General features: G+C 66.6%; 26 protein-coding genes. 13 read left to right on the plus strand and 13 right to left on the minus strand.

Translation table 11 applies throughout. From position 1 onward, the window contains the following. Nucleotides 1-318: 318 nt before the first annotated feature. Nucleotides 319-1,251, minus strand: a complete 933-nt coding sequence (locus OB916_RS06880) for a DMT family transporter (protein ID WP_315908555.1) — start codon at nucleotides 1,249-1,251, stop codon at nucleotides 319-321. Between the two features lie 188 nt (nucleotides 1,252-1,439). On the opposite strand from OB916_RS06880, the gene OB916_RS06885 reads away from it, so the two are divergent. Then, a complete protein-coding gene (locus OB916_RS06885; RefSeq protein ID WP_315908556.1) occupies nucleotides 1,440-1,925 on the plus strand; it encodes an Lrp/AsnC family transcriptional regulator in 486 nt (161 codons plus the stop codon). A 43-nt stretch (nucleotides 1,926-1,968) separates the two neighbouring features. Here the strand turns inward: OB916_RS06885 and OB916_RS06890 are convergent, their stop codons facing one another. The 4 genes from OB916_RS06890 to OB916_RS06905 all read right to left on the minus strand — a co-directional run bounded on the left by OB916_RS06890 (nucleotide 1,969) and on the right by OB916_RS06905 (nucleotide 6,298). Continuing rightward, on the minus strand, nucleotides 1,969-3,066 hold the full coding sequence (locus OB916_RS06890; RefSeq protein WP_315908557.1) for an archaeosine biosynthesis radical SAM protein RaSEA: 1,098 nt from the start codon (nucleotides 3,064-3,066) through the stop codon (nucleotides 1,969-1,971). Between the two features lie 52 nt (nucleotides 3,067-3,118). Next, complete coding sequence (locus OB916_RS06895) at nucleotides 3,119-3,496, minus strand: VanZ family protein (RefSeq protein ID WP_315908558.1); 378 nt, start codon at nucleotides 3,494-3,496, stop codon at nucleotides 3,119-3,121. Between the two features lie 9 nt (nucleotides 3,497-3,505). Next, on the minus strand, nucleotides 3,506-5,254 hold the full coding sequence (arcS, locus tag OB916_RS06900) for an archaeosine synthase subunit alpha (protein ID WP_315908559.1): 1,749 nt from the start codon (nucleotides 5,252-5,254) through the stop codon (nucleotides 3,506-3,508). A gap of 87 nt (nucleotides 5,255-5,341) precedes the next feature. Further along, nucleotides 5,342-6,298, minus strand: coding sequence for a succinylglutamate desuccinylase/aspartoacylase family protein (locus tag OB916_RS06905; RefSeq protein WP_315908560.1), 957 nt, complete (start codon nucleotides 6,296-6,298; stop codon nucleotides 5,342-5,344). A gap of 153 nt (nucleotides 6,299-6,451) precedes the next feature. On the opposite strand from OB916_RS06905, the gene OB916_RS06910 reads away from it, so the two are divergent. Continuing rightward, nucleotides 6,452-6,709 carry a DUF7536 family protein gene (locus tag OB916_RS06910; protein WP_315908561.1) on the plus strand — a complete coding sequence of 86 codons (258 nt, stop codon included), beginning with the start codon at nucleotides 6,452-6,454 and terminating at the stop codon, nucleotides 6,707-6,709. A gap of 16 nt (nucleotides 6,710-6,725) precedes the next feature. Here OB916_RS06910 and OB916_RS06915 read toward each other — a convergent pair whose 3' ends face one another. Further along, nucleotides 6,726-7,940, minus strand: coding sequence for a potassium channel family protein (locus tag OB916_RS06915; RefSeq protein ID WP_315908562.1), 1,215 nt, complete (start codon nucleotides 7,938-7,940; stop codon nucleotides 6,726-6,728). Nucleotides 7,941-8,045: 105 nt separating this feature from the next. Here OB916_RS06915 and OB916_RS06920 point away from each other — a divergent pair, with 105 nt between their 5' ends. Both OB916_RS06920 and menD read left to right on the plus strand, forming a co-directional pair. Beyond that, a complete protein-coding gene (locus tag OB916_RS06920) occupies nucleotides 8,046-9,368 on the plus strand; it encodes an isochorismate synthase (RefSeq protein ID WP_315908563.1) in 1,323 nt (440 codons plus the stop codon). 25 nt (nucleotides 9,369-9,393) lie between these two features. Continuing rightward, complete coding sequence (menD, locus tag OB916_RS06925) at nucleotides 9,394-11,172, plus strand: 2-succinyl-5-enolpyruvyl-6-hydroxy-3-cyclohexene-1-carboxylic-acid synthase (RefSeq protein ID WP_315908564.1); 1,779 nt, start codon at nucleotides 9,394-9,396, stop codon at nucleotides 11,170-11,172. Nucleotides 11,173-11,178: 6 nt separating this feature from the next. Here menD and OB916_RS06930 read toward each other — a convergent pair whose 3' ends face one another. Next, nucleotides 11,179-12,171, minus strand: coding sequence for a DnaJ domain-containing protein (locus OB916_RS06930; RefSeq protein WP_315908565.1), 993 nt, complete (start codon nucleotides 12,169-12,171; stop codon nucleotides 11,179-11,181). A gap of 93 nt (nucleotides 12,172-12,264) precedes the next feature. On the opposite strand from OB916_RS06930, the gene OB916_RS06935 reads away from it, so the two are divergent. The 8 genes from OB916_RS06935 to OB916_RS06970 all read left to right on the plus strand — a co-directional run bounded on the left by OB916_RS06935 (nucleotide 12,265) and on the right by OB916_RS06970 (nucleotide 19,279). Then, nucleotides 12,265-13,215 (plus strand): 1,4-dihydroxy-2-naphthoyl-CoA synthase, encoded by a 951-nt coding sequence (locus OB916_RS06935; RefSeq protein ID WP_315908566.1) that lies wholly within the window; start codon nucleotides 12,265-12,267, stop codon nucleotides 13,213-13,215. Between the two features lie 242 nt (nucleotides 13,216-13,457). After that, nucleotides 13,458-13,745, plus strand: a complete 288-nt coding sequence (locus tag OB916_RS06940) for a DUF211 domain-containing protein (protein ID WP_315908567.1) — start codon at nucleotides 13,458-13,460, stop codon at nucleotides 13,743-13,745. Between the two features lie 3 nt (nucleotides 13,746-13,748). Further along, nucleotides 13,749-14,330, plus strand: a complete 582-nt coding sequence (locus OB916_RS06945) for a VIT1/CCC1 transporter family protein (RefSeq protein ID WP_315908568.1) — start codon at nucleotides 13,749-13,751, stop codon at nucleotides 14,328-14,330. A gap of 123 nt (nucleotides 14,331-14,453) precedes the next feature. Next, the gene (locus OB916_RS06950) at nucleotides 14,454-15,395 is read left to right on the plus strand and encodes a 1,4-dihydroxy-2-naphthoate polyprenyltransferase (RefSeq protein WP_315908569.1); all 942 of its coding nucleotides are present in this window, start codon (nucleotides 14,454-14,456) and stop codon (nucleotides 15,393-15,395) included. Next, the gene (locus OB916_RS06955; RefSeq protein ID WP_315908570.1) at nucleotides 15,392-16,450 is read left to right on the plus strand and encodes a mandelate racemase/muconate lactonizing enzyme family protein; all 1,059 of its coding nucleotides are present in this window, start codon (nucleotides 15,392-15,394) and stop codon (nucleotides 16,448-16,450) included. Before OB916_RS06950 ends, OB916_RS06955 begins: the two co-directional genes overlap by 4 nt. Continuing rightward, nucleotides 16,443-17,939, plus strand: coding sequence for an o-succinylbenzoate--CoA ligase (gene menE / locus OB916_RS06960; protein ID WP_315908571.1), 1,497 nt, complete (start codon nucleotides 16,443-16,445; stop codon nucleotides 17,937-17,939). Before OB916_RS06955 ends, menE begins: the two co-directional genes overlap by 8 nt. Nucleotides 17,940-18,023: 84 nt before the next feature. Further along, nucleotides 18,024-18,797, plus strand: coding sequence for an NAD(+)/NADH kinase (locus OB916_RS06965; RefSeq protein WP_315908572.1), 774 nt, complete (start codon nucleotides 18,024-18,026; stop codon nucleotides 18,795-18,797). 26 nt (nucleotides 18,798-18,823) lie between these two features. Next, complete coding sequence (locus OB916_RS06970; RefSeq protein WP_315908573.1) at nucleotides 18,824-19,279, plus strand: DUF7313 family protein; 456 nt, start codon at nucleotides 18,824-18,826, stop codon at nucleotides 19,277-19,279. 248 nt (nucleotides 19,280-19,527) lie between these two features. Here OB916_RS06970 and OB916_RS06975 read toward each other — a convergent pair whose 3' ends face one another. The 4 genes from OB916_RS06975 to OB916_RS06990 all read right to left on the minus strand — a co-directional run bounded on the left by OB916_RS06975 (nucleotide 19,528) and on the right by OB916_RS06990 (nucleotide 22,122). Continuing rightward, complete coding sequence (locus tag OB916_RS06975; protein WP_315908574.1) at nucleotides 19,528-19,743, minus strand: hypothetical protein; 216 nt, start codon at nucleotides 19,741-19,743, stop codon at nucleotides 19,528-19,530. Further along, a complete protein-coding gene (locus OB916_RS06980) occupies nucleotides 19,740-20,429 on the minus strand; it encodes a hypothetical protein (RefSeq protein WP_315908575.1) in 690 nt (229 codons plus the stop codon). The genes OB916_RS06975 and OB916_RS06980 overlap by 4 nt, the downstream gene beginning before the upstream one ends. Then, nucleotides 20,430-20,555, minus strand: coding sequence for a hypothetical protein (locus OB916_RS06985; protein ID WP_315908576.1), 126 nt, complete (start codon nucleotides 20,553-20,555; stop codon nucleotides 20,430-20,432). It abuts the gene before it with no gap. Between the two features lie 160 nt (nucleotides 20,556-20,715). After that, the gene (locus OB916_RS06990; protein ID WP_315908577.1) at nucleotides 20,716-22,122 is read right to left on the minus strand and encodes a cryptochrome/photolyase family protein; all 1,407 of its coding nucleotides are present in this window, start codon (nucleotides 22,120-22,122) and stop codon (nucleotides 20,716-20,718) included. Nucleotides 22,123-22,280: 158 nt separating this feature from the next. On the opposite strand from OB916_RS06990, the gene OB916_RS06995 reads away from it, so the two are divergent. Next, a complete protein-coding gene (locus tag OB916_RS06995; RefSeq protein ID WP_315908578.1) occupies nucleotides 22,281-23,051 on the plus strand; it encodes an enoyl-CoA hydratase/isomerase family protein in 771 nt (256 codons plus the stop codon). Here the strand turns inward: OB916_RS06995 and OB916_RS07000 are convergent. Further along, nucleotides 23,048-23,326 (minus strand): UPF0058 family protein, encoded by a 279-nt coding sequence (locus OB916_RS07000; protein ID WP_315908579.1) that lies wholly within the window; start codon nucleotides 23,324-23,326, stop codon nucleotides 23,048-23,050. The genes OB916_RS06995 and OB916_RS07000 overlap by 4 nt on opposite strands. Before the next feature lie 113 nt (nucleotides 23,327-23,439). Further along, a complete protein-coding gene (locus OB916_RS07005) occupies nucleotides 23,440-23,655 on the minus strand; it encodes a DUF7120 family protein (protein ID WP_315908580.1) in 216 nt (71 codons plus the stop codon). Nucleotides 23,656-23,672: the final 17 nt, after the last annotated feature.

A 23,672-nucleotide genomic window follows, 5' to 3' on the forward strand; every position in this document is an offset into this window, starting at 1 on the left:
TCAGGCTAGTACAATCAGCAGTATCAGTCGCGGTGTCCGTCGAAAACGGTCCGTGAGGACCGAGTGTACCATGGCGGGCAGTCGTAACCGTCTGCCGCCAGACTGATGCAGTACCCGCGAGACTTTGAGTGCTACGGATCGCGCGATATTGGCCTGGTATCGACTCTCCGTGGACAGGTTCCGGTGTACAAAGGGGGGCGGGGCCATGGAGCGTGTGACAGTGGTCCGGGCCCCGTATCTCCGTCTAGTTGCTCTCGTCGTATGAACCCCTGCCTACCGGGGTGAAAGTGAAAGTACGGGACGCGACGACGCTGCCGGTCAGCGCCAACGCAGGTCTGGGACTGCCTCGAGCAGTGCCTCTCGTTTGAGGAGGGCAAAGCCGGTGAAGATCGCGGCGAACCCGCCGAGCGTCGAAAGCGCGATCGTCTGGCCGAGCACGAGCCAGGAGAGGCCGTTCGCCACGACGGGCTCGGCGTAGCCGACGAGATTGATCTCCGTGGGACCGAGCTGATCGAGCAGCCGGAAGTACAGCGCGTACGCGACGGCCCCGGAGATCACGCCCAGGTAGACGAGCGCGGCGACCGTCGAGGGCGTCACCGACGCGGCCGAGAGCGTCTCGCCGCGAAGCGGGCTCGCGAGGTGCAGGAAGGCGGCCCCGACGAGCATGGCCCAGGCCTGGACGGTCGACAGCGGGAGATCGACGTCGATCGGCCGGGAGGCGACGGTCCCGAAGGCGAAGCTCACCGATCCGAGCAGGACGATCCCCACGCCGACCGTGTTCGTATCCAGCAAGGCGTTGGGGCTGGGATCGGCGACGAGCACTACGCCCGCGATCGCGGCGAGGAAGCCGAGCGCGCCGATCCGGCTCGGCGGCTCCTCGATGCCGAGGGTGGTCGCGAACCCGGCCGTCAGGATCGGCCCGAGGCTGATGACGATGGATGCGACGGCCCCGGAGACGTGGTCGATCCCGATGTAGATCAGGGCGTTATACGCGCCGAACATGAACAGCCCGAGAAACGCGACCAGCGTCCACTCCCGACGCGAGCGCGGCCGCCACCGATCGGTCGTCATCGCCGCGAATCCGAGGACCAGCGCGCCCGCGACGTCGTAGCGCATCGCCGCGAACAACACCGGCGGGAGGTCCCGCAATCCGATGTCGATGGCCACGAACGATCCGCCCCAGAGTAGCGAAAGCAATACGAACAACAACCCCGTCGTTGGGACAGGGATCCAACTCCTCTGCGATATCATAGATCCTGTTCAACTGTTTCTACCATCGTTAGTTAAATCTTCCTCCAATAGATTATCTCTGAGAGGTGCCCCATCCGTATAGAATATACAATATTGGGTAAATCTACAAAATATCTCTGAAATTCGGAACAAGTCCGAATCTCAATCGACCCCGACGTTGATGGGGGAGTACGTCGAACGCTCGGGCGATGGACGAGCGCGACATCCGCATTCTCAAGGCGATCGCAGATCTGGGGACGGGCAGTCCGGACGAGCTACACGAGGAGACGGGGATTCCGGTGTCGACGATCCACTACCGGCTCGGGAATCTCCGGGAAGAGGGGATCATCGAGAACGACCTCTACGATTTCGACCTCTCGGAGCTGGGGCTGGACGTTACCGTCCTCGTCGAGGTGCTGTCGGATTACAGCGACGACCACGAGGATGTCCTCGAAAAGCTGCGCGAGGTAGAGGGCGTGACTCAGATTTTCTCGACGATGGGCGAGACGGACTTCATCGCCATCGCGAGACTTCCCGGCAGCGACGCAGTCGAGCGACTCATCCGGGATTTCGAGATGATCGAGGAGGTCGATCGCACCAATTCGACGTACGTGATCTCGACTGATCGGGACTTCACCCGTGGTATCGAGAGCTACGATCTGGAGACGCTGGTCGAGACGCTCGTCGAGGAGTGACGTGCGTGACGGGAGCAGAGGCGGCCACAACGAGAAAAGTCAGTCACCGCGCGAGCGGGAGATTATAGCCCGTCTCGCGTTCGACGACGGTCTCCCAGGTCAGCTCACACGCACAGGAGACCTGCCCGAAGACGCTGGGATCCTGCCGGAGATTGAAGTCCTTGATCGCCTTCTGGACGCGGTCGTCACACCCCCCGCAGTTGTGCGCGCCGCGGTCGGAGCCGTGCCCGACCGGATCGGAGACGACGATAACGTCCTCCTCGGCGGTGGCTTCGAGCACCTCGGCGACGCTCCAGAGCCACGGCGGTCGGTAGCCGTCACCGAAGTAGAGTTGCTCGACCTCGGTGTACTTCTGGACGTTCGTGGGGTTCATCGAGACGGTATGGCAACCCTCGACGCCCGCGCAGCGCCGGATCGAGGATTTCATGTCCTCGATGGCTTCCGACTCGCTGAGGAACGGCGGCTTCATCAGGAGGTAGGCCTTGACGCCCACGTCGACGCCGTCGGCCTCGGCGTCGGCGGTGCGGGCCTCCGCGCAGGCGTCCTCGAAGTCTGCGAAGTCGAAGTACTTGTTCACGCAATCGTGGCGGACGCGATCGGTGGCGGTTTCCAGGCCGACGGCAACGTCGGTCGCCAGGTCCTGGTCAGTGAAGTCGGCGATCTTCTCCCGGTCGACGAAGTCGGGCAGGCTCTCGACGACGATCCGCTCGCGATCACTGAAGGTCTCGGCGATGGCCCGGCGGGTCTCGGCAGGAACCTCGCGCTCGTCGAGGAACGATCCGGAGGTGTAGATCTTGATCAGGCCGGACTCCTCGTCCGCGTTCTCTTTCTCGTGGTCGAGACAGGCCTGGACCTGCGTCATCAGGTCATCGTGGGCGACGGTCCCACCTTCGACCGACTCGGCGACGTAGCCACACATCGTACAGCCGCCGGCGCGGGCCCACCGGCAGCCGCCGGTGTTGAGGATGATCGTCAGGCTCTGGTAGACTCCGTCGGGCGTGTTGTCCTCGTCGAGCCAGACCCGCGTCGGCTCGGTCGGGTCGTAGCTCTTGTCGTTGCGCCCGCGGATCTCCCGCATCACCTGATTGTGGGCGTCCATCCCCTTGCCCTGCTCGTAGACCTCGGGGCTCGGCTTGCTCATCGCCGTGACGTAGCCGGTGCGGTCGTAAATCCCCTGCGTTCGGTCGCGACGCTCACCGCAGGTGGACGTACAGAAACCAGCCGACGAGCATGACCCCCGCGCCGACGGCGTTGGCCAGCGCGTCCGCGACGCTCGCGTGTCGGTACGGCACCAGCAACTGGACCCCCTCGATCACGAGGCCGTAGGCCGTCACGACCGGAAGCGTCGCGGGGATCGACAGCGCACCGGTCGGCAGCGAGGCGTCCGGCGAGCCGACGATCGCCGCGAGAACCGTCGCTTCCAGTACGGCGTACGCCAGCGCGTGGAGCCACAGGTCCAGCCCCAGGCCGAACGGACCGGTCCGGGCGACGGCGCCACCGGTCGGGACGATCGCCGAGACGAGAATCACGAGGGCGACGAGTGCGAGTCGTCGAGAGCGACTGGAGCTCACGGAGACCGATCACTTCTCTTCGGTGTGCCGTACTTCGCTCGCGATCCCGCGAGTGCTTCCGACCATCTCCGGGCCGGACATCTCCGCGCGGCCGATCGAGATGGCTTTCGGTCCCTCGAAGACCACCTCGTCACCGGGCCGGATGTCATCGTCGGCGTCCACGATCCCCGGCGCGAGGACGCTCCCTCGCGGGACGAAGGCGTCGATCTCGGCGCGTTTCGTCGGGACATCGCTGTCGAGCCAGCGTTTCGCGCCCGCGAGGGTTAGCGACAGCGTCCCGTAGTTCGGTACCAGCGCTGCCAGCTGCTCGCCGTCGGCGTCGTGGGCGCGCAGCTTGGGATAGCGACTCTCGATCCGCAGGTCGTCGAAGAGTTCGTCGCCCGCACCCTCGCCGAACTGGTAGTCGGCGATGGCTTTCAGGGTGTTGTGCTGGCGCTCGCGCTTGCGGTACTTGGGCTCGCCCGCGAGAGTGCTCGAGAGGTTCGCGAGCGACTCCGTGTCTGTCGGGTGTTCGGCGACGGTGTACTCGAAGTCGATCCCCAGCCGGTCCTCGACCCGTTCGACGATCGGCAGGTAGTCCTCGGGCAGGTGTGCGATGTACCGCGGGTACTCGTTGCGCTCGAGGTAGGCCGCCAGCACGTCGGCGACGAACTCGATCTCGGTCGCGCTCCAGCGGCCGGTCACGACCGAATCGTAGTGCTGGGCGGGATAGGTCAACTCCAGTTCCTGGGGGACGACCCCGATCGGCGAGGTCATCGAGACGGTGTGGCCACGGAACTGGATGGCGTCGTGGAACCGGCCGTGACTCCGCGATTCGCTGTAGGGCTTGCGTGCCGAACAGGGAACCAGCACCAGCGGGGCGTCGAATCGATTGCGATACCGGGTCGTGACCCGTTCGGCGAAGCGCTGGATCTCGACTCGCCGCAGCGTGTCGTCGCTGGCGGCGGTGATCTCGGCCCCCCGGACCAGCGGCGTCCGCTGTTCGAGGTACGCGTACTGTTGATCGAGTCGCCGGAAGGTGGCGGTCAGCCACTGGTCGTGGCGGGCCTGGCCTTCGATGTAGTCCCGGAGCCGGCCCGACCGGATCCGCTCGCGGACGCGGGCCAGTTCCGTCCGGAGGGCGTTGACGTTGTGCTCGATACAGTCCTCGCGGTCGGCGCTGTCGGCGGGTTGCTGACAGGCCGGGCACGAACAGGGCAACTCTTCGAGATCCTCGAGAAAGACCTCGCCGTCGCTGGTGAGGTACTTTCCCTGCGTGCCTTTGATCACGGCACGATCGGTATCGACGAGATCGGCGCCTGCGTAGACCAGGGTCGCGACGTTGGCTGGAGTGGCGACACCCGGAAGGTAGAGCGCGCTGTCGGCGGGGATCGACTCGCGGACGTCGACGATCGTCTCGACGAACGCTTCGGCGTGGTCGACGATCCCCTGCGCGCCCGAGAGGACGTAGACGTCCGCACCGAAGTCGGCGGCCGTCTCCCGCGAGACGACGACGCCGCTGGGGTACTCGACCTCGGGGTAGTCGGGGGCGAACGCTTCCTGGACTTCCTCAGGGGTCCCACTGGGGAACCCGCGGTGGGGAAGGATCGTCACCTCGTCCTCGCTGCCCCCGGGGAGTTCCCGACCTTCAGGCCACTCGCTTCCGGCGTCGGCCGTGACGTCGTCGGCGATCGCCGGCGTCCGGACCGGATCGGACAGTCGCAGCTCACCCACCCGCGCGGCCCCGTCGCGGTGGTGAACCTCGAAGTACTCGGTCATATCTGCACTGGGTGGCGGCGCGTGAATGAGACTGTCGGTCCCTGTCGGCGTCGTCAGTCGGCTGGCGCCGATTGCGCGGTGCCGAGATCAGTAGGAGTCGACGTTCGTCCCGACCGAGCAGACGTACTCGCCGGTCGCGACCTGCGGCAGTCGGCGCGTCCGCCAGAAGATCCCCTCGGAGTCGGCGGTGATCTCGTCTTTGACCTGTCCGAACACGTCCGTAATCTCGAAGAGCGTCTCCCCGCGCTCGACGCGGTCTCCGAGTTCGACCTTGAGATCCACGAGCCCGCCGGCCGGCGCGCCGTACTGGTCGAAACCGCCGGCGCGGGTCTGGGTCGACAGGGTCACGTCTTCCTCCAGGAAGTCGTAGTACTGCAGGACGTTCCACAGGCCCCGGAGACCGTACTCGATGCTCCGTTCGTCCCAGCCGACACAGCCGCCGAGTTCCGGGTCGATCGTCGGGATCCCCTCGTCCGGCGCGGCACGGGCGAGTTGCCCTTCCGGTCCTTTCTGGTCGAGAACGTACCCGCAATCGAACGCCTTCGCGAGTTCCAGACACGACTGGTGACGACGGTGGCGCCGCCCACACCGCACTCGAACTTCGTTGATCATGCGGCTGGTCGAGCCCTGGTGCAGGTCGACCACCAGATCGGCGCGGGTGGCGGCCTCGAAGGTCGCCGCGGCGATCCGCTCGCTGGAGGTGCCCTCGGCGTCGCCGGGGTACACCCGGTTCATCTTGGTATCGTCGATCGGGTTGCGGTGTTCGGCGACCTGGAAGGCGTGGTAGTTGACGATCCCGGTGACGAGGATCGTCCCCGAGATGGCCTCGGGATCGAGTTGTGGGAGCCACCGCCTCAGGACGCCGACGCCGTTGAGTTCGTCGCCGTCGCTGGCGGCCTGCACGTAGAGGGTCTTCCCCGACTCGGCGCCGTTGACGACTGCGACCGGCAGCCCGATGTCGGTCCCGTCACGCGTCTCGCCGACCCACAGTCGCCCCGTGTCTATCTCGCCTGGGGCCGCACTCGCCGTGCCGAGACTCGTCATTATTACATAGGGGCAGATGGACGGTCTTATTCGGTTCGATCCCGGTCGCGAAAGCCGATTGCCGATCCGGCGGTGTGTCCGGCGTCTCGATCGTCTGTCCGGCGAGGTCCGGAAACCAGTGCGGTTTTGCCGACCGCGACCGAACGGGCGACCGTGTCAGGCGATCGTCCCGAGTCCGGCCGCGCGCGCTTTCTGGAGGCGCTCGAGGTCCGCAAGCACGCTGTCCGCGGATTCGCCATCGCGATCGCCCTGACGATTCTGGTCTATGTCCTGTTCGTCGTTCTGCCCGGGGGCGGCGAGTCGGCGATCTGGTACCTCGGGCTGGGCGCGTCGCTCGCGCTGTCGCTGGGCGGGCTGCTGACGATGGTGTTCGTTGCCTTCCAGGCGCGCAGGCTCACGAAAGAGCTGTAGCTCGATGCCGGCGGCGTTAGCTCACGAGATCGGAGAGTCGACCGGCCCCGGTCCGGGTCCCTTTCGCGAGGAGCACGTCACCGGGTTCGATCTCGGTCGTCGCCCCCGGAGAAATTACCCAGTCGCCACCCTCACGCCCCGTTCGACGGCTCTCCCGGCCGGTGTGACGGACCGCGATGACGCGCATCCCCGTCTCGGTCTTGACCGCCGCGTCGCCGAGAGTTCGCCCCACGAGCTCGCTTTCGGGGTCGACCGTGAAACGGACGATCACTTCGTCGCTCTCCTCGACGGCAGCCGCGACGACGGGGTGGGTACCGATCCCGCGGAGGACGCCCTCGCTGATCTCCAGGGCAGCGTCGGAGATGACTTCCGTCGCGCGGGCGAGCTGGACGAGCCCCCGGAGATCGACCGGGTCGTCGGCCCGACCGGCCGCCCGGAGGACCCAGGCCTCGAAACGAGACTGGAGCGCGTCGACCTCGGCTTCCAGTTCTAGCACCTCTTCGGCAACGGGTTTGCTGTCGAACAGGACCGACCCGTAGGCCAGGTCGACCGCGAGTTCGCTCATGTTTTTCATCAGCACGATCGAGTCGACAGCCCGTTCCAGATCCGAGGTGGCCTGTTCCGGAGGTTCGGGCTGGACGTACGCTTCGCCGGTCAGCGTCTCGTAGACCTCCGTGAGTCCCTTGCGCGGACCACGGAGGAGTGCGACGTCCTCGGCCAGAAACGTCGTTTCGGGACCGGGATTCAGCAGCCACTCGCCGTCCCGGCGGATCGCGATCACGCGAACGCCGGTCTCGGTTTCCAGCGTAATGTCGCCCAGCGTCCGACCGACGTACGCCGACTCAGCGATGACTGGCGCTCGCTCGACGGACTCGACGGCCTCCGGCAGCGCGGCCCGCATCGCTTCCGGGAGGCCGATGTCCTCCAGTACGACTTTCGCGATGTCCCCGGCGGCGTCGCTCACCTTCTCGGCGGCACCGACCACGCCGAGCACGGGCGCGAGCGATTCGGCGTCCTCGGGGTTGCGCGCAGCCATCAGGAGGCCCATCCGCGCCTGGAGGTGGAGCACCTCCATCTGGGATTCGAGGTCGAGCACCTCCTCTGCGATGTCATCACTCCCCAGCAGGACCGCCGAATAGGAGAGGTCGATCAACAACTCGGCGGTGTCTTTCATCTCGGCCAGCACGTCCTTGACGCTGACCGGTTCGTAGGCGACCCTATCCTCGTCCATACGCGAGGGTTTCGCGGGCCGCCGGAAAAAGCGTTGGCCCACTGGGCCGCTCAGTACTCCCCGAAGTACCAGCCCTTAAAACGACGCAGCCCTAACGACGGGCCGATGGAAACGCTGCGCGGGGACGACGTCGGGGCGGCGTCGGAACTCGCTATCGTGGCACGCAGTCGGCGACTCGACAGTCTCTCTCCGGACGCCCTCCAGCGCGTCGCGGACGCGCCGACCGTCGTCTGGCGCGGTCCCGAGGAGTCGATCGTGGCCGCGGGAGCGACTGCCTCGATCAGTGCCGACGGCCCGGATCGTTTCGAAACAGTTCGCGAGACCGCGACGGCCCTCTTCGAGAGCCTGCAGGGGGACGGCCCGCGTCCGGCACGGCCGCGGCTGTTCGGCGGCTTCGCCTTCCACGATGGAACCGGGACCGGGACGGACTGGGATGGGTTCCCCGACGCCTGGTTCGTGTTGCCCCGCGTGCAAGTGACGGCTCGCGACGGGGCGCGCTGGCTGACAGTGACCGCTGACACCCCCGATCTCGCGGCCGAACGCCTCGAGGCCTGGCAGGACCGTCTGACCGGCGCAACCGACGCCGAGCGGTCGGGGCCGCCGGGAATCGTCGACGAACACCGGACGCCCTCCCGACCCGACTGGCGCGAGCAGATCACGGCCGCGCTGGCGGACATCCGTGCCGGACGCCTCCGGAAGGTCGTGCTCGCACAGTCGCTGTCTGTCGATCTCGCCGGGCCGGTATCGGTCCCGGATGCGCTGTCCCGCCTCGACGAGACTTATCCCGACTGCTACCGGTTCGCGTTCGCGCCCGGTGACGGGGCGGGAACCTTCTTCGGTGCGACGCCGGAGACACTGGTCTCGCTGACCGACCGGACCGTCCGGACGGGCGCGCTCGCGGGATCGACCGGTCGCGGTGAGACCCGTGCCGAGGACGAGTGGCTGGCCGATGAACTGCTCGACAGCGAGAAGGACAATCACGAACACGACCTGGTCGTCGAGGCGATCCGGGAGCAGCTCGATCCGGTCGCCGCGCGCGTCACGACCGGCGAGCGATCAATCCGCAAACTCGCGACCGTCCAGCACCTCGAAACGCCGATCCGGGCCGCACTTGACGCCGACCGGCACGTCCTCGAACTCGTCGAGGCGCTGCATCCGACGCCCGCTGTCGGCGGACTCCCGCCGGACGTCGCTCTGAAGACGATCAAATCGACGGAGGCGTTCGACCGCGGGTGGTACGCCGCGCCCGTCGGCTGGATCGACGCCGCCGGCGACGGCACGTTCGCCGTCGCGATCCGCTCGGCGCTGGCTCGCGAGCGGACGGCGACGCTGTTCGCCGGCGCGGGGATCGTCGCGGACAGCGATCCCGACCGCGAGTGGGACGAAGTCCAACTGAAGTACCGGCCGATGCTCGACGAACTGGAGTGAGCGCGACACACTTGTCCTGAGATCTATGACTGCACCGAACCGCGCGACGCTGTGGGGCGAGACGCTCGTCGAGGAACTGATCGCTGCCGGCGTCACCGGCGTTTGTCTGGCGCCCGGCAGTCGCTCGACGCCGCTGACGGCAGCGTTCGCCGCCCACGACGGGATCGAGACCTTCTCGCATCTGGACGAACGGTCGGCGGCCTTCTTCGCGCTGGGCCGCTCCCGGCGACTGGGCGAGCCGACGGCGCTGGTCTGTACCTCCGGGACGGCCGCGGCGAACTTTCATCCCGCCGTGATCGAGGCCCACCAGTCCCGGGTGCCGCTGGTCGTGCTGACGGCCGATCGACCGCCCGAACTGCAGGACAGCGGCGCGAACCAGACGATCGACCAGGAGCAGCTCTACGGCGATTCAGTCCGGTGGTATCGGACGCTTCCGGAACCGAAACCGGAGGGGCGAGCGCTACGCTCGCTCCGGGTGGCCGCCGACCGGGCCGTCGAACGGGCGACCGGCACGCCGCCCGGCCCCGTCCACCTGAACGTTCCCGTCGCCAAGCCGCTCGAACCGACCGAGACACCTGGCGACGTGCCCGACGGCCTGAACGAGCGGGCTCCCCTCGGTGTCGAGGGGCGCGCGGGGCCGTTCGTCCGGACGACCCGGGGGCGGCCGACGCTCGCACAGGACGCGGTCGAGTCGCTCGCCGACACGCTCGCCGGTGCCGATCGGGGACTGCTCGTGACCGGCCCGACGAACAGGCCGACGCCGTCGCGCGAGACGCTTTCGGCGCTGGCCGAGGCGACCGGCTTCCCCGTGCTGGCCGATCCGCTGTCGGGGCATCGCTTTGGTCACGACTCGCCCGGTACCCTCGTCTGTGGCGGCTACGACTCCTATCTCGACGCGGCCGACGCCTGGCCCGCGCCGGACGTCGTCGTTCGATTCGGCGCCTCGCCGACGTCGAAGATCCTGCGACACTACCTGCGGGACCGCGCCGACCGGCAGTTCGTGATCGACCCCGCCGGCGGCTGGCGCGAAGCCGAGTTCACCGCGACGGACCTCGTCACGGCCGATCCGACCTGGTTGGCTGACCGACTCGCCAGCCGGGTGGCCGATCGACTGACCGAGCGGGCTGACAGCCCTGTCGACGCTGACTGGCGCGAGCGGTTCCGCCGTGCCGAACGCGTTCACTGGGAGCACGTCGGGGACGCCGTCGGGACCGAGCACTTCGAGGGGGCCGTCCTCTCGACGGTCGCCAGTGAGGCACCCGATCCGGCGACAGTCGTGGTCTCAAACAGTATGCCCGTCCGGGATCTCGACCGGTTCGCCCGTCCCCGCTCGGCCGATCTGACGGTGCTCGGCAACCGCGGTGCGAGCGGGATCGACGGGGTCACGAGCACGGCACTCGGCGCCGGCAGCGCCACCGACGACCCGCTCGTGCTCGTGATCGGTGACCTGGCGTTCTATCACGACATGAACGGGCTGCTCGCGGTCGAGCGCTGTGGCGTCGACGCCACGATCGTTCTGCTGAACAACGACGGCGGCGGGATCTTTCACATGCTCTCCATTGAGGAGTTCGACCCGCCGTTCACGGAGTACTTCAAGACACCACACGGGATCGACTTCGAGCCCGTCGGCGACCTCTACGGACTGGAGTACGCGATCGTCGAGGACCTCGCGGACTTCGAGGCGGCCTACTCCGACTCTATCGAAAGCGACGGCACGCAGATCATCGAGATTCGATTCGACGCCGACGCGAGTCACCGTACGCGCGAGCGGCTTCACGAGCGAGTGTGCTCGGCGGTCCGCTGAGCTCCCCTACCACCGAAGTGCCCAGTAGGTCAGGACCGTCAGGCCGAGCGGGAGCCACGTCACCCCGAGGACGAGCAGGCCGAGGGGCGACAGCGGATCGATCGTGCTCGCGAGGACGACGAACGTCCCCAGCACCGTCCAGCCGCCGAAGACGTAGATCCCGACTTCGGGCATCGACGCGAGATAGACGATCAGCGCGAGCGTGCACGCCGCGACGATGACGTTGACGATCGGCGAGAACCCGGGAAAGACGCTACTGAAGATCAATCCGGGATACGAAAAGAACGCAGCGACGAGTAGCACGACCGACTGGGTCGGCGGGAACAGCCGGCCCCGACTGATACCGGTTCGACTCGGCTCGTTGCGAACCGCGTAGCTACCGCCCGTCGCCCAGCCGACCGACCCGCCGACGTTGCCCGACGTGCCGACTCCGGCCGAGGTCTGCGTCTCGCCCGACGAGGTGGCGGTACTCGCCGTCGGGCCGTCGCTCCGTTCGGCCGTCCGATCGGCGGCGTCGCCGGCCGACTGTGTCTGATCGCCACCGGTCGACTGGGTCCGGCCGCCGTCATCGGCTCCGACGTCGCCGGCACCTCGCCGACCCCGTGCCCGCCGACTCCCGTGGCTGCGCCGTCGTCTGTGTCGCCACTCGCCCCGTCCGGACCAGGTGGACTCGGCCGCACCGCTCGCGTCACTGTCCGTCTCCGTCCATTCTGTGGCCGCCTCGGACGGCGATCGCGTGGTCGTGTCGGCTGTCCAGCTCGCGTCGGTGTCGGCCCGGCGGACGTACTGATCGTGCCCGAGTCGATCGTAGCGGGCGCGTTCCGCCTCGTCGGTGAGCACCTCCTTGGCCTCGATCAGCTTGCGAGAGCGCTCTTCGGCCTCGGGATCGTCGCTGACGTCCGGATGGACCGCTTTGATCCGCTCGCGAAAGGCGTCGTCGATAGCCGACTCGTCGGCGTCTGTGTCCACCCCGAGCACGTCGTAGAACGTCTCTGCCATTGGGGACCGGCCTCCTCGGATCTATCCGCTCTCGGTGCAAAAATCTCCCGACGGAGCGAGCACCTTTTTTGCGCTCCCGGACCCAGCACGGCCATGGTCTCGGAGATATTCGATCCCGACCGCTGGGACCCGATCGACCGGTTCGACTTCTCGGACATTACCTACCACCGCGCCCGCGAGGTCGGCGCGGTCCGGATCGCCTTCGACCGACCGGCGGTCCGCAACGCCTTTCGACCCGAAACCGTCGACGAGCTCTCGACCGCGCTCGACCACGCCAAGCGCCAGACTGACGTCGGCTGCGTTCTGCTGACCGGCAACGGCCCCTCCCCGAAAGACGGCGGTTGGGCGTTCTGTGCGGGCGGCGATCAGTCGATCCGTGGCGATTCCGGGTATGAATACAGCGAGTCGCCACGCGACTCGGCGACGAGCGGGAAGGGGACCGACCCGCGAGCGAGCGACGGTCCGGACAACCCCGACGCGCCCGAGAACGTCGGTCGCCTGCACATCCTGGAGGTGCAGCGCCAGATCCGCCACATCCCTAAGCCCGTGGTGGCAGTCGTACCGGGCTGGGCAGTCGGCGGCGGCCACTCGCTGCACGTCGTCTGTGACATGACGCTGGCGAGCGCCGAACACGCGAAGTTCCTCCAGACCGACCCCGACGTGGCCTCGTTCGACTCCGGCTTCGGGTCGGCGTATCTCGCCAAGCAGATCGGCCAGAAGAAGGCCCGGGAGGTGTTCTTCCTCGGGAAGACCTACTCCGCCGAAGAGGCCGCCGACATGGGCATGGTCAACGAAGTGGTACCCCACGAGCGACTGGAAGAGACCGCCCTGGAGTGGGCCGAGACGATGACCGGCAAGTCCCCGACGGCGATGCGGATGTTGAAGTACGGGTTCAACCTCACCGACGACGGGATGGTCGGCCAGCAGGTCTTCGCCGGCGAGGCGACCCGGCTGGCGTACATGACCGACGAGGCCGAGGAAGGCCGGGACGCCTTCAACGAGGGCCGGGAGCCCGAATTCGAGGACTTTCCCTGGCACTACTGAAACCACTGTTTGCTGCGTCGGGTGTCCTCGCGAGCACCGCGACGCTCGCTGGTCACTTCGTTCCCCGTTTGCGTATTCGAACTCTCATTTCGTTCCTCCGTTCGCGTGTCCGAGACTCTCATTTCGTTCGAGTTCCGCGTTCGCCCCTGCGTCGCGCACGCTTCCGCGGCAACCGGCACCTGCCCAGCTGTGCGGAAAGACACCAAATACCTAAGCGAACCGTGTCCGAACGGTCAGAATGTATGAGTGCACTCAGACGGCTGGTTCTCGACCTCCTGAAGCCAAACGAGGTCGAAACTGTCCAGTTTGCCCGGAGACTCGCCGACATTGAGGGTGTCGACGGGGCGAACGTTTCGCTTCTCGAATCGGACAAGGACGTCCAGAACCTCAAGATCACCATCGAGGGAGAGTCGATCGACGACGAGGCTGTTGCGACGGAGGTAGAGGCCCTCGGCGGGACGATCCACTCCGTCGACGAGGTCGTCTGTGGGGACCGACTGGTCGAGGAAAGTCCGACCCACCAGGACTGAATCGTGACATCGAGACTTGCGTTTCTCCGAGAACTTCTCAGGGACGAGGAGGTCCGGTCGATCTCCCGCCGGTATTTCATCTCGAACGGGTTCGACGGGACGCTGACTAGCATCGGCATCATCGTGGGGTCGTTCCTCGGCGGAAACCAGACTGGCATGGAGATCATCCGGGTCGTCGCCGGCGGAACCGTCGGACTGGCTGCTTCCGGCGTCTGGAGCGTCTGGGAGATCGAGCGCGCCGAGAAACTCGCCGAGCTACAGCGTGTCGAGGATCGACTGCTCATCGGGCTCGAAGGGACGGAACTCCACGAACGGAAGAGCGACGCCCGGAAAGTGAATGCCGTGATGAGCGGGCTCGGTCCGACCCTCGGTATGCTGTTACCGATTGTCCCGTATTTCTTCGTCGGCGCGGTGCTCTCGTTGCTCTGGGCGACCGTCCTCGGTGTACTGATCGGTGTCGGCTTGTTGTTCGTCTTCGGGGCGTACATGGGGAACATCTCGGATCAAAACTGGGTGATTGCGGGCTTGCGGACCGGCCTCGTCGGTCTCGTCGTTGGTGGCATCAATATCGTCCTTCCCGGTTGAGCCTCGCCCCTGGTGGGTGGGGTTTCTCCCGCAACTTCTGTCGATAGCTGAGGGGGTGAATCCTGTCGAGACAACGGTACGAGATCCACAGCGGCTTTGACGGTACCGTCCCAAACTCCGCCAATGAGTACTGCAGACGTCTCCCGGCGGAAGGCCTGGCTGATGGCCGCCCGGCCACAGACGCTGCCCGCCGGCACCGCGCCGGTCGTCGTGGGCGTCGGGCTGGCGATTCACGCCGGCGTCTTCGCGCTCCTGCCCGCGCTTTCGGCGCTGGTCGGCGCGCTGTTGATCCAGATCGGGACCAACTTCGCCAACGACTACTACGACGCCGTCAAGGGGGCGGACACGGAGGACCGCGAGGGGTTCACCCGCGTTACCGCGGGCGGGCTGATCGAACCCGAGCGCGTCAAGCAGGCGATGATCGCGACCTACGGACTGGCCGTGTTCGTCGGCGTCTACCTGGTCGCGATCGGTGGCGTGCCGATCCTCGTCGTCGGTCTCTCCTCGATCGTCGCCGGGGTGCTCTACACCGGCGGCCCCTACCCCTACGGCTACCGCGGGCTGGGCGATCTGTTCGTGTTCGTCTACTTCGGCGTCATCGCCGTCACCGGAACCTACTACGTCCAGGCCGTCGCGAACATGGCCGGAGTGGGGCTGTTCCCGCTGGGGTTGCCCGCCGGGAGCGTCCCCGTCGACGCCGTCGTCGCGAGCCTGCCGGCGGCCGCGCTCTCGACGTGCGTGCTCGTCGTCAACAACATCCGCGACATCGAGACCGACCGCGAAACCGGCAAGCGGACGCTGGCGGTCATCCTGGGCTATCGCGGCGCACGCGCTGAGTACCTCCTGTTGATGGGAATGGGCTACACCGTCCCGGTGGTCTTCGCGCTCGACCCCGAGTACGGATTGGCGGCGCTGGCGCCGCTTTTGTCGCTACCCCTCGCGGCCCGCGTCACGAAAACGGTCCTGACAGAGCGGAGCGGCGAGGCGCTCAATCCGGCGCTGGAACGCACCGGTCAGACGATGATCGCACACGCACTGCTGTTCGCCGCGGGGCTGGCACTATGAAGATCGACCCGTTCGCGCTCGAACTGGCCGACCCGCTCGCGACGGCAGCGGGAACGATCGACGCTCGCGAGGGATTCACCGTCGCCTATCGCCACCGTGGCGAGCGAGGCGTCGGCGAGGCGACGCCGCTGCCGGGCTGGACGGAGTCGATCGAGGCATGTCGCGAGGCCCTCGATCGCGCGGCCGCGGTCGCCGACGAAGACGCCAGCGAACGCGACGGCTCGGGCCACGGGCCAGCGTTACTCGAACTCGATGCCGCCGAGACGCCCGCCGCACGCCACGGCTTCGCGACGGCACTGCTCGACGCCGACGCCCGTGCTGACGGCGTCTCACTGTATCAGTGGTTCGACGCCGACGTGGGGTCGGTCTCGTCCGTTCCGGTGAACGCGACGATCGGCGACGCGCCGGTCGCGGCGACAGTCGAGGCAGCCGAGGAAGCGATCGAATCGGGGTTCGAGGCGCTGAAGTGCAAGGTCGGCGCGCGATCGGTTGCCGCGGACGGCCGGCGACTTCGGGCTGTCCGCGAGGTCGTGAGCGAGGACGTCGAGCTCCGTGTGGACGCCAACGCCGCTTACGACCGCGAGACGGCACGCGAGGCCGTCGAGGAGTTCGCGAGCGCAGGCGTCTCGTACGTCGAACAGCCCCTCGCCGCCGACGACGTCGCTGGCCACCGCGAGCTGCGCGGTCGCGGCGTCGACATCGCACTGGACGAGAGTCTGTCCGAGTACGTACCCCAGACGATCCTCGACGCCGACGCTGCGGACGTCCTGATCCTCAAACCGATGGTCGTCGGCGGGCCGGACAACGCTCACGCGCTGGCGATGCGCGCCCGCGACCACGGGGTCGAGCCGGTGGTGACGACAACCGTCGACGCCGTGATCGCCCGGACCGCTGCGGTCCACGTCGCCGCCGCGATTCCAGCGGTTCGTGCTTGCGGGCTGGCGACTGCCGACCGGCTGGCCGAGGATCTCGCTCCCGACTCGTGTCCGGTTGCCGACGGGCGAATCGCCGTCCCGCAATCGTCGGGTCTCGGGGTGGAGGTGGACTATGACTGACCGCTGGCCCCGCTACGATCTGCTGACCCACCGGGCGAAGACGACGCCCGACCGGACGGTGCTGATCGACGCCGACACCGGCCGCGAGTGGACCGTTCGCGAACTCGATGCCGAGGTGGACGAACTCGCGGCCGGCCTGGAGCCGATCGGCGTCTCGCTGGGAACTCGTGTCGGACTCTTGCTCCCCACTCGGCCCGCGTTCGTCCGGCTCGTCCACGCTGTCGCCCGCCTCGGCGGCGTGCTCGTCCCGCTGAACGTCGAGAAGCCCACCGACGCGCTGTCGTCGCAGGCCGAACACGCGGACGTGGACGTGCTGATCTGCGGAGCCGAGACCGCCGAGACAGCACGGGAACTCGGGGTCGAGACGACCGTCTCGATCGATCCGGGTGCGTCCACCGACGAGAACGTCGACGTCGACCGACTCCCGAGCGCGGACCCCGACGGCTTCGTCCCCATCAGTCGAGAGCCGGATGCCCTCGCAGTGATCATGTTCACCTCGGGGACGACGGGCGAACCGAAAGGCGTCAGGCTGACGCGTCGGAACCTGCTCGCCAGCGCGGAGGCCTCGGCCTACCGGCTCGGCGTCGCGCCCGACGACCGATGGTTGTGCTGTCTCCCGATGTATCACATGGGCGGGCTCGCGCCGATCGTTCGGACCGCCCTGTACGGCACCACGCTGGTCGTCCAGCGCGAGTTCGACGCCGAGGCGACGGGCGCAGTCATCGACGAGGAGGCGATCACTGGCGTCTCGCTCGTGCCGACGATGCTGGATCGCATGCTCGATGCGGGGTGGGAGCCGCCGGCCGCCCTCGATGCGGTACTGCTCGGGGGCGCACCGGCCGACGAATCGCTGATCGTCCGTGCAACCGATAGAGACGTCCCCGTCTCCCCGACCTACGGCACGACCGAGACGGCTTCCCAGGTCGCCACCGCCACGCCGGCACAGGCGACTGCGAACCCCGGGACAGTCGGACAGCCGCTCGTCAACACGACTGTCCGAATAATCGTCGATGGCAAGCCTGCCGAGCCGGACGAGGTCGGCGAGGTCGTCGTCTCGGGACCGACGGTGACGCCCGGATATCTCGAGGAGGACCGGACCGCCGAAGCGTTCGATGAGGCTGGACTGCACACGGGCGATTTGGGCTACCGAGACGCTGACGGACGGATCTGGATCGAGGGACGGAGCGACGATCGGATCGTCTCCGGGGGAGAGAACGTCGACCCCGAGACGGTGGCGGCAGCCATCCGCAAGCACCCGAACGTCGAGGACGCCGCGGTCGTCGGGCTCCCCGACCCTGAGTGGGGCGAGCGCGTCGCCGCGCTGGTCGTCGGTGGGGTCGATCCCGAGGCGGTCGAGGCCCACTGCCGGGACCGCCTGGCCGTTTTCGAGGTGCCGAAGACGATCGCAGTCACCGACGAGTTGCCCCGGACTGCCTCCGGGACAGTCGATCGGGGCGCCGTCGCTGCGCTCCTCTCCCGTGAGCGGTGAGCGCGGCTCCTGTGCGTGTGTCCGCGGGCGGCGATCCTGTCCCGGTGCGGTGGCTTTTTTGCCACCCTCACCTACCCCCGACATATGAGTGACGACCTGGCAGGCGCCGTTCGCGTCCACGTGACTGGCGAGTCGGCCGAGGCGCTGGCGGACGCGGCGACAGTCGCCGACTGCGATGCCGCGGACGTCGTCGTCGCGGTCGGTGAGTCCGCGCTGCTAGAACTCGCCCGAAAGGGGTGTTCGACCCCGATCTTGCCGGTTGAGGCCGGGACAGGCGTTCGATCGGTGCCGCGCGAGCGGATCGACGCTGCTCTCGACAGCGTCCGGAACGGCCGTGCGAGCGAGTTCGAACTGCCGATCCTCGGGGTCGAGACCGACGGAAAGCTCCGCGGACGGGCGTTGTTCGATGTCATGCTCGTCACCGAAGAGGCGGCCCACATCTCCGAGTTCGAACTCGAAACTCCCTCCGACCGGATCGCACAGTTTCGCGCCGACGGGTTCGTGCTCGCCACTGCCGCGGGGACCAGCGGGTACGCCCGACGGCTCGATGCTCCCGTGTTCGCGCCGGAGACGCGGGCGGCCGCGGTCGTCCCCGTGGCCGCCTTCGCCACATCGCTCGATCAGTGGGTCGTGCCGGTCCCCGACCACGGCACGGTTCTCCTGGCGCAGGTCGCCCGCGAGGAAGCCGGCGTCACGCTGCTGGTCGACGATCGCGACGCCGGGCGCGTGCCGCCGCTGACGCCGATCACGATCGACGTCGTCGACGCGCTCCGGACCTATCGCGTTCCGGAGAGTCAGTCCTGCTTCCAGCCGGTTGACGGCTCTCCCCGGGAAGGTTCGCCGGTAGAAACATCTTAATATGCGCCTGGCTCGCAGGTGGGTATATGCCAGCGCCAGCTTATCAACTCCCCGGGCCGCTCGGCGCCGTCGACTCCCTTCTCGGCGGGGCGGGGACCGTCGAGTACCTCTTGCTCGGCCTGCTACTCGTCAACGTCGTCACGCGGCTGCTCGCACATCGGAAACACGTCAGTGAGGCCGGCGACGACACGGAGCGCCTGTCGCGCCATCCCCTGCACGTCGCCTCGAACGTCGCACTGGTACTCGCCGCCTTTTATTACACGACGCTCAACCAGCACGGCGGGATCGTCGCCTCGACGCTGATCCTCGGGCTGTTCATCACTGACTTCTTCGAGTTCGAGGCCCGCAACGCCGAACTCCGCCGCGGCGTCGAACTCGACGCGCCGAAGGGCGCGATCGGTGCCTCCGTGCTCGCGCTGCTGTACGTCGGTTATCTCAGCCTCTTCCAGTTCGTCGCTCCGGTCTGGTCGGCGATCGTGTGATCAGTCGTTGCCGGGTGCGCGTGCCTTTGTTCGCCCCTCTCTGTACATCGTGACGGACGCATACCGCACTTGACGGGGTGCGTGTTCCGCAGTCGTTCGATGCACGTGCCGGGCTGACCGAATCACCCACTGATAGGGATTAGCGTAGAAATCCATAGATTTCGCCCGGGAACGATGATCCGGTTCCCCGATCGGAGTGAGAGTTCCTCCGATCGGCTACGCTAATCCCTATGAGAAGCGAGCAGGGGCTACGGGAGGAACAGATCCCGCCACGTTCCCGTCTTCTCGGGGACGTCCTCACTGCTCTCGGCCCTGCGTTCGAACGCGCGATACTCGGGCGAGTGGTCCCGGAGGCGTTGCTCCCACTCTTCGTTCGGTCGTTCGCCTGCCGTTTCGTTCAGGAAGATAGTGACGATCAGCGTCGTCAGCCTCGGTTTGACGAGTCCGTAGTGGAAGACAGTCAATAAGCCGAGCACGACGACGAGGGGAGACAGGAGTCCGACGTCCGAAAGGCCAAGCAGGAACGTTCGATCTGGGCTATCACGGCCTCCTCTCCCCCTAACGCGTCGAGAATCTCTTCACTAAAGTACCCCACGACGATGAGTGGTCCATAGAAGACGGTCGATATAATGAGGGCAGACGCGAGAACTGGCTTCCACGTCATCGCGTACAGGAGTACGCCGTCCTTCGCCGGTTTCCAGTTATTCTCGGCGTCGCTACGGTAGATGTTCGCCAAGATTGCCTTGTCGACGTAGCTGATCGTGATGTTCAGTGCGAGCTGGACGATTCCGACGACACCCTGGATGACGCCGGCCTCCTGCTGTCGTCCGCCGCTGGAGAGGCTTTCAGTGAGGCTGCTGACGATTCTGTTGATGATCGCGTTGAGCTGTCTGAGCACTCGTCGGATCGCGAGGTCGAGGACGAACAGCCCGGTGACGCTGGCAAAGTTCGTCCTGACCTCTGTTAGCCCGAACCGAATCTGGTTCGTCGGTATCTCGTCTTCTAGAATCACGTGCGTCAACACGGCGACGTGTCCGGCCTCGACGAGGTAGAGCAGGTACGGTCCCAGAATATAACTGAAGAGCGACAGGAAAACAAAGAGAACGACAATTGCAGGTTTGGCAACAGTCAGTTCGAACGTCAGGAACAATCACGTCGACGCGACCAGCGAGAGGATCAACCCGAACGCCAGCGCCAATCCGATGGCGACCCGCAAGAAAATAAACTGATAGGTCTTCACCATGTTTTTCATCGCGTTCCGGAAGTACAGTCTCATAGCATCGAATATACCGACTCCTGGCTGTAAATGTTGTCCTGGAAACAATATTGCACATACTCTGTATCTCGTACGCCCTCCAGCGAACCTACGAGCGGACGCGGCCCGTAAGCAGATGACGAGACGCTTCGTGTCTCGAACCACTTGACCCCGAGGCGGTTCACTCGCTTGCTGCCCCGCGAGCCGTCTCGAACATCTCGATCGCCGCCTCCCGACGCTCGCTGTGATCGACGATCGGATCCGGGTATTCGGGGGCCGCGTTCCGTCGCTGGGTGAGCGACGCCTCGTGCCAGCCGTGGATGATCTCCGGGTCGACCCCGCGTAGCTCGGGCACGTACCGCTTGACGTACTCGGCGTCGGGATCGTAGCGCTCGCCCTGGGTCATCGGGTTGAAGATCCGGAAGTACGGCTGGGCGTCAGTTCCCGTCGAGGCCGCCCACTGCCAGCCGCCGTTGTCGTTGGCGGTGTCGTGATCGACGAGCTTCCGGCGGAACCACTCGTAGCCCACGCGCCAGTCCACCAGCAGATCCTTGGTCAAAAAGGAGGCGACGATCATCCGCACGCGGTTGTGCATGTACGCCTCCTCGCGTAGCTGGCGCATGCCCGCGTCGACGATCGGATAGCCCGTCCGGCCGTCCTTCCAGGCCTGGACGGCCGCCTCGTCCTCGCGCCAGGCGATCTCCCGCTCGTAGTCCTTGTAGTTCTCGGTGACGACCCCGGGATTGAAATATAGCACCTGCGTGTAGAACTCCCGCCAGGCTAGCTGGTCCTGGAACTCTTCGACCGATTCGCGTCGGTCCCCGTCGACGCCGCGTTTGGCCGCCTCGGTCGCCTCGTACACCTCCCGGATTCCGATCGTCCCGAACTTCAGGTGTGCCGAGAGTCGCGAGGTGCCGTCGTCGGCGGGATAGTCCCGCCGCTCCCCGTAGCGATAGATGTCCTCCTCGCAGAAGCGTTCGAGCCGTTCCCGAGCCGCGGCGGTGCTTGCCGGCGGAATCTCCGCCTCCGGCTCCTCGAAGCCTAACTCTTCGAGCGTCGGGATCGGTTCGCCGTCGGAGACGTCGGCCAGTCGTTCCCGATCGGGCGGATCGACAGCCGGGTGCTTCTCCCGATCGTGCCACTTGCGGCCGAAGTAAGTGAACACCGAGTAGGGGTCGCCGTCGTTCGTGCGGATCGCGCCGGGCTCGTGACAGACCGCGTCGTGGACGGCCTCGCGGGCGACGCCGGCCGCGTCCAGCGCCTGTCGAACGTCGGTATCGCGCTCGCGGGCGAGACCGGAATAGTCGCGCCCCCAGGTGACGGCGTCGGCGTCGAACTGTTCGGCGAGTTCCGGCAACATCTCGTGCGGGTCACCCTCGCGGATCAGCAGGTCGCTCCCCCGCGATCGATAGGCCTCGCGAAGCGATTCGAGCGCGTCGAGCATGAACGCGACTCGCGGCGGTCCGGCCTGACCGAGGACGTCCCTGTCGAAGACGAACACCGGGACGACCGGACCGTCCGCGTCGGCCTCGACCAGTGGCAGGTTGTCGGCCACCCGGAGGTCGCGGCGATGCCAGTGGATGCGCATACCGTCCCGTCGTGGCGCTCCGTTCTGAAACTACCGCCAAATTGGTGGGGCGTCGGTCGGGGCGCCTGGCCGGACGCCGGTCGCTCCGGGTACTCTGTGGGGCGCCGCGTCGCCGTTTGCTGCCAACTCTTTTGAGTGGCTGTGCCGACCATCGAGCCATGACCGTTTCCATCGAGCGCTCCGATCGGGTCGTGATCTGCTCGCTTGCGGACCCCGACGGGCGCAATGCGCTCACGGCAGCGACCGCGACGCAACTCGCCGACGCAATCGCGGGCCTGGAGGATACCGACGCTCACTGCGTTCTCCTCCGCGGCGAGGGCGACACGTTCTGTGCGAGCGGAGACGTCGGCGCACACGTCGGGCGTGTCCGGGGAAACCTCGATGCGTCGGCGTGGCGCGAACGTCTCGAAGCGGTCGGCGACGCCGTGGCTGCCGTTTACGATTGTCCGCTGCCGACCGTCGCTGCCGTCGACGGACCGACCTTCGGTGCCGGGGCGGCGCTCGCGCTTGCCTGTGACCTCCGGATCGCGAGCACCGAGGGATCGATCGGCTTCGGATTCCGGCGATTCGGGCTCGCAGCTACCGCAGGGGTCACCTATCTCCTTCCACAGGTCGTCGACCGCGACACCGCCCTGCAGCTGCTGTACACCGGCGAATTGGTCGCGGCCGGGCGAGCGGCCGAGCTGGGGCTGTTTACCGACGTCTATGCCGTCGACACCTTCGAAGACGAACTCGTCTCGCTCCTGGCGACGCTGTCGACTGGCCCCCGAGAGGCACTGATCGCGGCCAAGGACCTCCTCCGGGCGAAGCACGCCGATCTACAGCAGACACTGGATAGGGAACTCGAGACGGCGTCGCGACTGGCCGACACTGACGATTTCGAGGAGGGAGTCTCCGCGTTCGTGGCCGAACGAGAACCGCAGTTCTAGATCTTCGATTCGGCGTCCTCGGCCAGTTCCTTCATCCGCTTGCCGATGCGACCGGCGTCGGAGAACTCGTCGTCGCTCATCGCCGTGGCCAGGGCGTTGCCCAGGACGAACACGGCGTGTTTGTGTTCGCTCTTGGACTTGTGGACGTCCGCGGGCGTGACGTCGAGCTCCTCGTAGGGGTCGAACAGCCCCTCTTCGACGTGGTCCTGTTCGCGGAAGTACTCCATGATGGTAACCATGTGCTCGTGGAGTTCTAAGAGCTCGTCTTTGTGCATTCGTGTGTCTTAGTTGGACAGACGGCGGCTTAAGGATTGCCCGCCAGAGACTACCAGACGTACGTTCCGCGAGAATCGCCGCGTCCGGTCGAACGTCGACCGCCAGTTCCGAGTCAGAACACGTACTCGTCGTCGTGACCCATCATCCCGTCGTCTTCCAGTCCCGGCTCTTCCTCCTCGTCGATCGGCCCGCTCGTCTTGTAGGCTTTCAATCCTGTCGAGAGCAGATCTTCGATCGCTTCCTCGCGGTTGAGGAACTCGCCTTTCTCGACGAGCTGGGCGATCTGCATCTCCAGGTGCTCCGGTACGTTGATCTCTACTTTCGCCATCGGACTGTTCCCCGCTT

It is taken from the genome of Halapricum hydrolyticum (assembly GCF_025517535.1).
Lineage (GTDB): Archaea > Halobacteriota > Halobacteria > Halobacteriales > Haloarculaceae > Halapricum > Halapricum hydrolyticum.